We start from the raw sequence: 10926 nt of genomic DNA, 5'->3' as shown, positions 1-10926 counted from the left end.
GCCTATACGGTCTTTGACAGCAGTGACGACGATCTGGAGACAGCGGCACCCGACGCACCAGTAATTGTCGCTGAGATGCGGACCGATATCCCTGAATCTACGGTGTCGGATGCGGTTATGTTGATGGATTTGCGCAATACGCCTGCATTGTTATTCAAAAACACTGGAACTGGACGGCATAATATGGTTTACCGCCGCGAAGACGGCACGATCGGTTGGGTTGAACCAAAATCCGCGCCATAAATACCGGTCACATTCGTTTAGTTTTCTTTACCAATTCAAATATTTAGGGATTGTGCTGCTAGGTGAAGCAGGCGCATTTGAAAGAAATATGATAAGACTTTCTACAAGGCTCGTTGAAGGGGCCGTTGCTGCTAACATGGTATGTTCGGGCAAATCCGACCTGCTTGCGCGCCTATCGGTGATTGCAGCCGAAAATTATTTTCTCGATTCCCATGCCGTGCTTGAGGGCATGGTGGAGCGAGAGCGACTTGGCCCGACGGGTTTTGGTGGCGGTACGGCGATTCCCCATTGCAAGGTATCGGGCATTGATATGCCCGTTGCCGTATTTGCCCGGCTTTCAAAGCCCGTGCCCTATGATGCGGTGGACGATGAGCCGGTAGACCTCGTCTGTGGGCTGATATCCCCTGCGCAAGACGGTGCGTCGCATTTGCGCGCATTGGCGGAAGTTTCGCGCCTGTTTCGGGACGAGAAATTCCTTGCCCAGCTGCGCGGTGCAGCCGACTCGGCGGCCATGTTCGCCGTTCTGACCCTGTCCGAAGAGCGCGACGCTGCTTGATTGAACCGCGGCTTGCAACTGGTGTGCAAATATCTGCCATGAAGCGATTGGCAGAGGCTGACGGCGGTTTTGCGACCGTTTTAAAAAAGGGCGACGCTACATCAGGTGCCATTCTGCTGATTGGGCAGATCCGCGGCGCAGAGCCACGTTTGTACGATCGATATCCGTCATTGGACGGCAAAAACGCGTGGCAAAGCGTTGATTTGGCGGAAACAGGTGATGCTGCCATCCAAAATTACTGGCAAAAACGCTGCGCCCGCGACCCCGATTTGTGGGTTTTTGAACTGGATGTCGCATCCGCTGCACGGTTGGACGGACTATTGTCTGCGTTTAATTGACTTTGTTGCGGCGCATCATAAATGCGCGGTCATCGAGTAGCGAAGGTTGTCATACGGTATCGCAATTGGGGTGACCAGACAAACACGCGAGTCGGACGCAACAAAAGACGAATAAAAACATATATATAGCATTTCGTCCGCTGTTGTTGCCGCTTTATTGTACGTTTAATGTTGAAATTTTTTCGGGCTGCTTCTGTTGCGGCCGTAACGTTTACCCTGGCTTCAGCGGTCATTGCCGCAGATGCCGGTTTCGCTTTTGGGAATAACCAAAGCACTGCCTTAAACGCGACCACCATCGTTGTGGACGCTGCGCAAATCTCCGCTGATCAGGTCCAAGCAGACTTGGTCAAAAGCGATAAGGTTACTGCGACCCTCGCCGACAATGGCGACATCATTTTCACTCCAGGCATCGGCGAATCTTCGAATATCGATGATAATGAAGCCATCGCGGCTTCGTCGCTATCCGACCTGGTACGCCAACAAGACACCAATGAATCGCTGAGCGCCGAACAACGCTGCCTTGCGAGCGCGGTGTATTTCGAATCAAAGGGTGAATCCCTCACCGGACAGCTTGCCGTTGCGCGCGTCGTGATTGCGCGTGCCAAGTCGGGTCGTTTCCCCACCACATTGTGCGGTGTGGTTTTCCAGAAACGCCAATTTTCCTTTGTACGTGGCGGCGGCATGCCACCGATCGCCATTGGCAGTGCGCATTGGCGCAACGCTGTCGCGATCAGCAAGATCGCTTTGGACGACCGCTGGGAAAGCCCTGTTGAAGGCGCTTTATACTTTCATGCGCGGCATGTGTCGCCAGGCTGGCGCTTAACGCGCCTTGGCAGCATCGATAATCATATCTTCTATCGCTAAGCGATAATGACAACTGACAATAAGGGCCCCGAAATGGGGCCTTTATTTTGTTCTACTTTCGTTCTATTCATGCGCTATGAACGCGCACACTTCACCATTGTCGATAGGGGCCCCATCGGTTGCCCGCGGAACGTCACGGCTGTTTCTGCGCAACCAGATTATGGTTCAATCGGAGGTAAGCCTTCGCAACGGGCGGCGCGCAGACCTTATGGGTCTGACGACAAAAGGCGAAATCATCATCGTCGAAATCAAATGTTCGCGCGCTGATCTTTTGGGTGATCAGAAATGGCCCGAATATCTTGAATATTGCGACCGGTTTTTTTGGGCGGTGCCCGCTGGATTTGATATCGGGCCATTGCATGGCGACGCATTCATGCCCGAACGCGCCGGGCTTATCATCGCCGATGCCTATGACGCCGAAATAGCCCGCCCTGCGGCGCTTGTCCCATTGGCCACAGCGCGGCGCAAAACAGAAACACAACGGCTGGCGCGGCTTGCCATGCGCCGCCTGATGGGTATTGCTGATCCTGACCCGATCCTTGCGGAAATCGAAGCCGAGTGAAGAGAGCTTAGCTCTTCTTCGGATTAAACCAGATCGGTGAAGAATAAGCGCGCTCTTGCGCCTTCAACTCTGTGCCGGGAAGCAACTTTGCCCCATAGCGCAAGGCATCGAACAGCACCCATCGTGGCGTCGGAATTTCAATGACGCGCACATAATAAAAGGCGCGGATGGACGGGTTAAACTCGGGATCCGTCCATATCGTCCGCAGTTCCGGGTCACCAATGCTGTTGGTGTAACTGGCTTTGGCGATATTGACGGTGTCGCCAACCGGCGTCAGCTTGCCATTGGCGCCTTTGGTGCGCTTGTCTGCGTCCGCCCAGACAACATCGAAGACTTTTTCTTGAAGTGCGCCTGATGCATTTACCCAGCCTTTGACGACCTGAACGCGATCAAGATTTGCACCCATCGGATCTTTGAGCGCAGAGATCATGAATTTCGGCGCGCCGCGGCCGGGTTTCAAATCTGCGCCCATGGGCACACCGCGCGCATAGCCTGCTTTTACCCAGTCGCGGGTGAATTCATTCTCGGTAAAGTCCCAACCGCCAAAGAAACGCAATTTAATGCGCGGCCCTGTCGTGGCATAAACCTCACGCCGCGTCATGGCATCGAAAATGGCCGCGCGCGTGTTGGCCGTGGCCCACACTGCGGCATATCCACCGGCGAGATAATGCCACCCCATGCGGCCTTCGCGGGTGCCCAGATTCTGGGGGTCGCTGGCGCGCTTACGGTTTGGTTCACCGCCCGAATGTTTGCCGAAGAAATTATTCTCATCGCCCGTGGCAAGGCCGGTATGGCTGTCGGTTGAACCGATGACACCAAATTTATATGGATTGACGCCCGTGCGTGCCTCAATCGCAAGCCCGCGTTTCAACGCTTCACGAATATATTCGCCGGCATAATCCTGATTTTTCTTTTTTATCTGCATGGTCAGGTTGCCGACGTCCCAACCCGCCGTACCAAAGCCTGCAAATTCGTCATTTGGCGACAGGAATGGATGCGATTCGCTATCGCCCTTAATCTGCGTGATTTCCGTCACCGGTTCGCGCGCTGCGCGCCGCCGGGCATATGCGGCGGTCATCGGTCCGCCATCGGGCCCAACCAATTCAAACATCAGGCCGTTGGACAGATTGCTGTTGTGCGGAATGGCCAACACCTTGCCACCTGTAACCTTTTCATAATTGTCCATATAGTCCCACAGCTGGCTGACGGGTGTGTCGCCTTGGCCGGGGTCATAAGGGAGAACCTTGTCGGTCCGGCTTTTGCCATCGCGGAACATAACCACGCGATGCAAATTGTTGCCGCTGGGCATCAACGTATATTCAAAGCCCATGAACGCGGTGAACTTGCCCGGTTCATTATACCGCTCGACGAGCGAGCTGTGGCCTGTCCAGATGCTTGTCGACGTTTTTTTCTGCCGTTCCGGGTTTGTCAGGGCGGCTGGCAAAGCATTGCGGCCAGCCAGATCAATCAGTTCTCCCGTAACGCGTTGCATGCCTTCCGGCCCCTTGTGCATCTCCTCATGCCAACGTTTCAGGGTAGGGTCGCGGACAAGAAAGCCGGGCGCGTCATATAATGCCTTGGTCGCGCCCAAGCCGCCGGAGTGATCGGCGATCACCAGAAAGTCGAGTGGACGTTCCAGCTGTGCCTTCAGTCCGCCGGTCGAGGTGACTTCCTCACCGCGTGCAAAACGCAGCGCATCTTCTGGTCCCAATTTTACGCCAAAACCAAAGGCGTCGATGGAATTTGCCGTATGCAAATGGGTGTCGCCCCATAATAGCTTATCAGCGGGACCCGAGGTCACTTCGCTATCGGATGATGCTTGTGCGGTACGCGCGTCATCCATGATGCTTTTTTCGCGATATTGCTGCCAACCGTAGGTCAGTCCGGCGCCGACCGCGACAACAGCCACGGTGCCCAAAATGATGTTGCGCAATTTTGCCATGATATAATCTCCCCGTCTCGAAAATGCGTCGGAAAACTGGGTAGGTCAAGTGCCGCGAAGCAGCCCGAGTATAACGCTACGTCAACGGCTGCTTCATGCTCCAGACAAATGCAGATGGTCGCTGGTCTTCGAATTGGGATAGACCGATTTTCTGGTTGTCGGCGCCGACATGGGATTCTGCACGATAGGTGCTGAACAGCCTGTCCCATATCGACAAGGCAAAACCGAAATTACTTTTTTGTTCGGCCACAATGACGCTGTGGTGCACCAGATGCATGTCCGGCGTCACAAAAAACATCCGCAACATCCGGTCGAGTTTTTTGGGCAAGCGGATGTTGCTGTGATTGAATAGCGCATTTGCGTTGAGCCACAATTCAAATGCAAGCGCCACGACAAGTGGTACGCCCAACAAGGCGACGATTGCGGATTTATAGAATGTCGACACGACCAATTCGAACGGATGAAAGCGCAGCGCGGTGGTGACATCAAGGTCGCGGTCGCTGTGATGGACCGCATGCATCCGCCAAAGAAACGGGAACCGGTGCATCGCAAAATGCTGCAGCCAGACGGCGAAATCGAGAATGATAAATGCCACCAAGGCTTCAACCCAGAAGGGCCAGTTTAAGGCGTGCAGCATTCCGAACTGGTGTGTGCTCGCCCATGTCGCCGCCACACCGATAACGACGAAAAACGACAGGATCCTGCCGACCACTGCGTTGGTTGCGAAGAATAAAGCATGGGTCCGCCATCGCGGATAGCGGCCCAAGACCAAAATGCGGCGTGGCCAGATATATTCTGCACCGGCCAGCAAAAAAAGCAGCAAAGCGGGGATGGCTATTGCATATATACCAAGCCCCGCTTCGATCATGTGCGTTACGCGTCCGCCGCGTTCAGGAACGGATAGTCGGTATATCCTTCCGCTGCGGGTGCGTACCATGTTTTGAAGTTATCTGGGGTCAGTTCCGCCCCGGACCGCAGACGTTCAACCAGATCAGGGTTGCTGATATACGGACGGCCAAAGCTGATTGCGTCAGCCAAACCAGATGCCAGATCTTCGTCCGCCAGCTCGCGCGTATATTCTTGGTTCAGCACCAACGGGCCCTTAAATATCTTGCGGATTTCAGGGGAAATACGCGGCACATCGGTTTGCCCGAAATTGCCATATGCTTTCACTTCACGCAGCTCCAAGAACGCGATGCCGATATCTTGCAATGCGGCGGCGGCCGCCGTGAACAACGGCACGGGATTGCTGTCATTTGCACCCTGTGTTTCGCCATTGGGCGACAGCCTTACAGAGGTGCGTTCCGAACCAATGGCGTCGACAACGGCTTGCGTGACTTCGCGCAACAGGCGGATACGGTTTTCGATTGCACCGCCATATTCATCGGTGCGCAAATTGGTGTTGTCGCGCAGGAACTGGTCAATCAAATATCCATTGGCCGCGTGAATCTGTACGCCGTCAAAGCCGGCGGCCATCGCGTTTTTCGCAGCGTTGACATAATCCGATATGATGCGGGGAATTTCCGAAGCCTCAAGCGCGCGCGCTTCGGTATATTCTTTTTTGCCCTCTGCGGTGTGCGCATAACCCGGCGCAGTTGTTGCAGATGCGGACACAGGCTGTGCACCGCCCAAGAAGTCGGGGTGGACAAGCCGTCCCATATGCCACAGCTGCAATATGATCCGGCCATCGGCCTTGTGTACGGCTTCGGTCACTGGCTTCCATGCCGCGACCTGTGCATCTGACCAGATACCGGGCGCCGACGGCCATCCAAGACCTTCTTGGCTAATGCCCGTTGCCTCAGCGATAATCAGCCCAGCAGTGCTGCGCTGGGTGTAATATTCCGCTTTCAAATCCGACATGGGAACATGCCCATCCACACTGCGGCCGCGAGTCAGCGGCGCCATGAGGACTCGGTTGGGCGCGGTGATGGCGCCGAGTTGAATCGGATCAAACAAAGTTGCAGTCATGGGATATCCTGTCATTAAGCGTTTCTTTGCAGCCAAGATGCGGATGAAAGTTGCAAAATGCAACGGGGGTTTATGTCGCAGAAGATTTTACATCAGCAACCGCCCAGCTTGCTTGCCTTTGCGGCATTGCTGGCGGGAAATATTGCGATCGCTTTTGGGCCATTGCTGGTCCGTTTTGCCGACAGCGGACCCATTGCGACCGGATTCTGGCGATTGGCGTTGGCGACGCCATTTTTGTTTTTTGTCGGATATCGATTTGGTTTTCGTTTCTCGGCGCTTGGCAAATCCACAATCTGGCTTGCGACAATTGCAGGCCTGTTTTTCGGCATTGATATCATCTTGTGGCATATTGGCATTTTCCAAACGAAAATGGCCAATGCGACATTATTTGCGAACTGCGCCAGCCTGATCCTTGTGGTGTACGGGATATTTGTCGCGCGCAAAATGCCCAGCAAATGGGAAAGTGCAGCGGTGCTTTTTGCCTTTGTGGGCGCGGCACTTTTAATGGGGCAAAGCCTTGATCTATCCCCACTGCATTTTCAGGGGGATATTTTATCGCTCGGCGCGGGCCTTACGTACACGGTGTATCTGGTGCTCATGATGCGCGTGCGGCAAAATACGGAAAGTTGGGGCGCACTGGGCATGGCCAGCGCTGTTGCGGCGGTCATCTTGCTTACCGCATCGATTGTCGCGGGGGAACAGGTTATTCCGACAGTGTGGTGGCCTGTGATGTTGCTTGCGTTCACGTCACAGTTTTTCGGACAAGGATGCCTGACTTATGCCTTGCCGCATTTCAGCCCGCTGGTGATTGGCTTGGCATTGTTGTTTCAGCCTGCACTGTCGGCCGCGGCTGGCTGGCTTGCCTTTGGTGAGACGCTGACCGCAATGGATTTTATGGGCAGTGCGCTGGTGATGATCGCACTTGTGCTGGTGCGTAAGCAATAGACCTTTTCTTGAGGGCGCCGAACGCCTACATATTGTTCATGTCCATAAACCCGCTTCCTGCTGACCCGACGCTCGACGAAGTTCGTGCCGCCCTTGCCCCAATCATCGCGCGCAATGCGGGATTTGATGGCTGGTCCGATGCCGCCGTTCATGCGGCTGCTGATGAAGCGGGCGTGGACCGCGATGTCGCGAAACTTGCGTTCAAAGATAACGCCATCGACATGATTGATGCCTGGATCGACAGCATCGATATGGAGCTCGCCCATCGTTTGCCCGCCGAAAAACTTGCGGCAATGAAAATCCGCGACCGGATTACTGCATTGCTTGCAACGCGGCTGGAAATCATGGCGCCCGACCGCGAATCCCTGCGGCGCGCAATGGCGATCATGGCCATGCCGCAAAATCTGGTGCGCAGTGCAAAGATCGGCTGGCGATCTGCCGACCGGATGTGGCGTCTGGCCGGAGACACCGCGAGCGACTTCAACCATTATACGAAGCGCATGACATTATCGGCAGTGTATGCGAGCACGCTGAGTGTTTTCGTGAATGATGATAGCGACAATTTCGCTGATGCGCGGGCTTTCCTTGATCGGCGCATCGATAATGTGATGCAGTTTGAGAAGGTGAAGTTTCAGGCGAAACAGCGTCAGGAATATGTGCCAAGCCTTTCCCGCTTCATTGGCCGCCTGCGCTATCCGGCGCGTTAACGCAGATCGCTATTGATGTTATTGCGAATCGGTTGCAAATAAGCGTCCGTGCAACTTGACCAACTTCCATTGAACCGCGCTGCGGTTATTCGGGCCATCGATTGGGATGTTTTGCCCGATCAGGAAGGGCATCGTCTGCGCTCACTTGGCTTTGAACCCGGGGTTACCATAGAGGCAATGCACAAGGGTATTTTGATGTGGCGTGACCCGCTTGCCGTGCGTGTTGGCCGAATGACCGTTGCCTTGCGCAGCAATGTGGCCGCAGCCATCGATTGCGAGCTTAAGCCATGACACAAATGCCGCCACTCGTTGCCCTTGTTGGGAACCCTAATGCCGGAAAAAGTGCGTTGTTCAATGCGCTGACCGGTGCACGGCAGAAGATTGCAAATTATCCCGGCGTAACGGTTGAACGCAAATCGGGGCGGGCGACGTTTGACGACGGCCAACCCGTTGAAATGATCGACTTGCCCGGTGCGTATAGCCTCGATCCCGATAGCCTTGATGAAGCCGTCACACGTGATGTCGTGTTGGGCAATCTGGAGGGCCATCGCCGCCCGGACGCGCTTGTGATCGTGCTGGATGCGGGCAATCTCGATAACCATCTGCGCTTCGCGCTCGAGCTGATTGCGCAGGGCCTACCGACGGTGGTCGCGCTGAACATGGTTGATCTTGCCGAACGCGACGGCTTGCAACTGGATGCAGAAAAGCTCGCCCGCGCATTGGGTGTGCCCGTTGTTGAAACGGTGGCGGTACGTCGTCGTGGTCTCGCGCCTTTGATGGAGGCGCTTGAACGCACACTTAAAACGCCGCGGCCTTCGGTTGAGCCAGTTGCGATATCGTTCGGCGCGAAGAATCAGCAGGCACGCGACATTGCACGCTCGGTGATTGTCAGCGAGACCGCTGGCCGCCAGTGGACGCGCCGACTCGATTCCGTATTGCTCCACCCGGTCGGCGGCGTGGTCATTCTGCTAGCTTTGTTGTTCCTCATGTTTCAGGCGGTTTATGGCTGGTCTGAGGCACCGATTGGTTGGATTGAAAGCGGCTTTGCCCTGTTAAGTGATGCCATTACCGGCGCGCTGCCGGATGGATTATTCCGGTCATTCTTGACCGATGGAGTCATTGCGGGCGTCGGGTCAGTCGTCGTCTTCCTTCCGCAGATTTTGATCCTGTTCCTGTTTATTTTGTTGCTTGAGGCATCGGGTTATATGACGCGCGCGGCCTTTGTCATGGACAGGGTGATGGCGGCGGTTGGTCTGTCGGGGCACAGCTTCATTCCGCTTTTATCGTCCTTCGCCTGCGCCATTCCCGGCATCATGGCAACACGCACAATCATGGATCAGAAGGAACGGCTGGCGACCATATTGATCGCGCCGTTGATGACCTGTTCGGCGCGGCTGCCGGTATATACGGTCATCATTGGGGCGTTCATTCCATCGACGACTGTGGGGCTGGGCATCGGGTTGCAGGGCCTTGTTCTCTTTGGCCTGTATATCGCAGGCATATTGGGCGCGATGTTGGCTGCGGCCGTCATCCAGCGCTTTGTTACGCAAAGCCGGACGAGCAGCTTCCTCATCGAAATGCCCCGTTATCAATGGCCACGGCTAAGAGATATTGCGCTGAGCCTGTGGCAGCGGGCGTGGGTATTTCTGCGCCGTGCGGGCACCATAATTTTTGCGGCAACCATTATATTGTGGGCGTTGCTAAGCTTTCCCAAAGCGCCTGAGGGCAGCGGCATTTCGCAAGTGGAATATTCGGTCGCTGGCCGCATTGCAGACGGGCTTGAACCGATTGTCCGGCCGATTGGCTTCAATCATGATATTGCCCTCGCGCTCATTCCGGCGATGGCGGCGCGCGAAGTGGCGGTCTCTGCCTTGGCGACGGTCTATGCGATTGATGCGGCGGATGAAGATGTGGCGGCGTCCAGTCTTGGCCCCAAGCTGGCGGCGGACTGGTCACTGGCGACCGCCTTGGCGTTTCTTGCGTGGTTCGTCTTTGCGCCGCAGTGTATCTCCACCATTGCCGTGACACGCCGCGAAACCAATGGATGGAAATGGCCAATATTCATGGTCACCTATCTTTTTGCGCTCGCATATGCCGCCGCTGGCATAACATATTGGACAGCGCGTTCCTTCGGCTTATAGCAAGTGAACAGATCATTTGATTAGAGGGCAGGAACATGGCGGGAAGCGTCAATAAAGTTATCATCGTGGGCAATTTGGGTGCGGATCCCGAAGTCAAATCCTTCCAGAACGGTGGGCGCATTTGCAATCTGCGGATCGCGACGTCGGAAGACTGGAAAGACCGCACAACAGGCGAGAAAAAAGAACGCACCGAATGGCATAGCGTCGTGTTGAATTCCGACGGCCTTGTTGGCGTGGCCGAGCGTTTCTTGAAAAAAGGCAGCAAGGTTTACATTGAAGGTCAATTGCGCACCCGCAAATGGCAGGATGCTTCGGGTAACGACCGTTACACAACCGAAGTGTCGGTTGCAGGCTTTGATGGCAAGCTGGTCATGCTTGATGGTCCAAAGGGCGGATCAGGCGGCGGCGATGGCTGGAGCGGTGGCGCATCTGGCGGTGGTTCCTCGGGCGGATCGTCCGGCGGTAACAATTGGGGCGCCGGTGGCGGCGGCGGCGGAAGCTCTTCCGGCTTTGGCGGCGGCGATTTCGACAACGACCTCGACGACGACGTACCGTTTTGATCGCTAGCCAGCGGCCAATAGCAGTAACAGATTGAACAGGGGCCAAAATGAAAAAAGCAGTTTTGGCTCTTGTCCTGATTGGCGCGATTGCGGCCTATTT

13 protein-coding genes are annotated in these 10926 nt (G+C 55.4%); 10 read left to right on the top strand and 3 right to left on the bottom strand.

The features are described 5' to 3' along the window. The 5 genes from ACIQZK_RS10010 to ACIQZK_RS09990 form a co-directional block, all read left to right on the top strand. Nucleotides 1-243 (top strand): sigma 54 modulation/S30EA ribosomal C-terminal domain-containing protein (locus ACIQZK_RS10010; RefSeq protein WP_397576002.1); only part of this gene is annotated, 243 nt, incomplete at its 5' end. A gap of 88 nt (nt 244-331) precedes the next feature. Continuing rightward, a complete protein-coding gene (locus ACIQZK_RS10005; RefSeq protein WP_397576001.1) occupies nt 332-799 on the top strand; it encodes a PTS sugar transporter subunit IIA in 468 nt (155 codons plus the stop codon). 23 nt (nt 800-822) lie between these two features. Beyond that, a complete protein-coding gene (locus tag ACIQZK_RS10000) occupies nt 823-1137 on the top strand; it encodes a DUF1491 family protein (protein WP_397576000.1) in 315 nt (104 codons plus the stop codon). Between the two features lie 168 nt (nt 1138-1305). After that, entirely contained in the window at nt 1306-2001 is a 696-nt protein-coding gene (locus ACIQZK_RS09995; protein WP_397575999.1) for a cell wall hydrolase, read from the top strand. Nucleotides 2002-2077: 76 nt separating this feature from the next. Continuing rightward, complete coding sequence (locus ACIQZK_RS09990; protein WP_324479788.1) at nt 2078-2563, top strand: MmcB family DNA repair protein; 486 nt, start codon at nt 2078-2080, stop codon at nt 2561-2563. 7 nt (nt 2564-2570) lie between these two features. Here the strand turns inward: ACIQZK_RS09990 and ACIQZK_RS09985 are convergent, their stop codons facing one another. The 3 genes from ACIQZK_RS09985 to ACIQZK_RS09975 all read right to left on the bottom strand — a co-directional run bounded on the left by ACIQZK_RS09985 (nt 2571) and on the right by ACIQZK_RS09975 (nt 6473). Continuing rightward, the gene (locus ACIQZK_RS09985) at nt 2571-4505 is read right to left on the bottom strand and encodes a DUF3604 domain-containing protein (protein WP_397575998.1); all 1935 of its coding nucleotides are present in this window, start codon (nt 4503-4505) and stop codon (nt 2571-2573) included. A gap of 76 nt (nt 4506-4581) precedes the next feature. Continuing rightward, nucleotides 4582-5373, bottom strand: coding sequence for a sterol desaturase family protein (locus tag ACIQZK_RS09980; RefSeq protein ID WP_397575997.1), 792 nt, complete (start codon nt 5371-5373; stop codon nt 4582-4584). Nucleotides 5374-5378: 5 nt separating this feature from the next. Beyond that, nucleotides 5379-6473, bottom strand: a complete 1095-nt coding sequence (locus ACIQZK_RS09975; RefSeq protein WP_397575996.1) for an alkene reductase — start codon at nt 6471-6473, stop codon at nt 5379-5381. Nucleotides 6474-6545: 72 nt separating this feature from the next. On the opposite strand from ACIQZK_RS09975, the gene ACIQZK_RS09970 reads away from it, so the two are divergent. From ACIQZK_RS09970 to ssb, 5 genes are read left to right on the top strand one after another with little or no spacing between them, the layout of a single operon-like run. Continuing rightward, the gene (locus ACIQZK_RS09970) at nt 6546-7418 is read left to right on the top strand and encodes a DMT family transporter (RefSeq protein ID WP_397575995.1); all 873 of its coding nucleotides are present in this window, start codon (nt 6546-6548) and stop codon (nt 7416-7418) included. A 38-nt stretch (nt 7419-7456) separates the two neighbouring features. Further along, on the top strand, nt 7457-8125 hold the full coding sequence (locus tag ACIQZK_RS09965) for a COQ9 family protein (RefSeq protein WP_397575994.1): 669 nt from the start codon (nt 7457-7459) through the stop codon (nt 8123-8125). 48 nt (nt 8126-8173) lie between these two features. Further along, nucleotides 8174-8416: a ferrous iron transport protein A gene (locus ACIQZK_RS09960; protein ID WP_397575993.1), complete on the top strand. Its 243-nt coding sequence runs from the start codon at nt 8174-8176 to the stop codon at nt 8414-8416. Continuing rightward, nucleotides 8413-10266 (top strand): ferrous iron transporter B, encoded by a 1854-nt coding sequence (locus ACIQZK_RS09955; protein WP_397575992.1) that lies wholly within the window; start codon nt 8413-8415, stop codon nt 10264-10266. Before ACIQZK_RS09960 ends, ACIQZK_RS09955 begins: the two co-directional genes overlap by 4 nt. Before the next feature lie 35 nt (nt 10267-10301). Continuing rightward, nucleotides 10302-10826 (top strand): single-stranded DNA-binding protein, encoded by a 525-nt coding sequence (ssb, locus tag ACIQZK_RS09950; protein WP_395634517.1) that lies wholly within the window; start codon nt 10302-10304, stop codon nt 10824-10826. Nucleotides 10827-10926 lie beyond the last annotated feature (100 nt).

Origin of the sequence: Sphingorhabdus sp., from assembly GCF_044338195.1 — a bacterium.
GTDB lineage: Bacteria > Pseudomonadota > Alphaproteobacteria > Sphingomonadales > Sphingomonadaceae > Sphingorhabdus_B.
The sequence above is the reverse complement of the archived record's forward strand: the minus strand, read 5'-3'. Positions and strand labels throughout refer to the sequence as shown.

Bases quoted from the DNA above. Each gene is read 5' to 3' on its own strand.
- ssb (WP_395634517.1), top strand. From the start codon at position 10,302: ATGGCGGGAAGCGTCAATAAAGTTATCATCGTGGGCAATTTGGGTGCG.
- ACIQZK_RS09955 (WP_397575992.1), top strand. From the start codon at position 8,413: ATGACACAAATGCCGCCACTCGTTGCCCTTGTTGGGAACCCTAATGCC.
- ACIQZK_RS09995 (WP_397575999.1), top strand. From the start codon at position 1,306: ATGTTGAAATTTTTTCGGGCTGCTTCTGTTGCGGCCGTAACGTTTACC.
- ACIQZK_RS10005 (WP_397576001.1), top strand. From the start codon at position 332: ATGATAAGACTTTCTACAAGGCTCGTTGAAGGGGCCGTTGCTGCTAAC.
- ACIQZK_RS09975 (WP_397575996.1), bottom strand. From the start codon at position 6,473: ATGACTGCAACTTTGTTTGATCCGATTCAACTCGGCGCCATCACCGCG.
- ACIQZK_RS09970 (WP_397575995.1), top strand. From the start codon at position 6,546: ATGTCGCAGAAGATTTTACATCAGCAACCGCCCAGCTTGCTTGCCTTT.
- ACIQZK_RS09985 (WP_397575998.1), bottom strand. From the start codon at position 4,505: ATGGCAAAATTGCGCAACATCATTTTGGGCACCGTGGCTGTTGTCGCG.
- ACIQZK_RS09965 (WP_397575994.1), top strand. From the start codon at position 7,457: ATGTCCATAAACCCGCTTCCTGCTGACCCGACGCTCGACGAAGTTCGT.
- ACIQZK_RS09990 (WP_324479788.1), top strand. From the start codon at position 2,078: ATGAACGCGCACACTTCACCATTGTCGATAGGGGCCCCATCGGTTGCC.
- ACIQZK_RS09980 (WP_397575997.1), bottom strand. From the start codon at position 5,373: ATGATCGAAGCGGGGCTTGGTATATATGCAATAGCCATCCCCGCTTTG.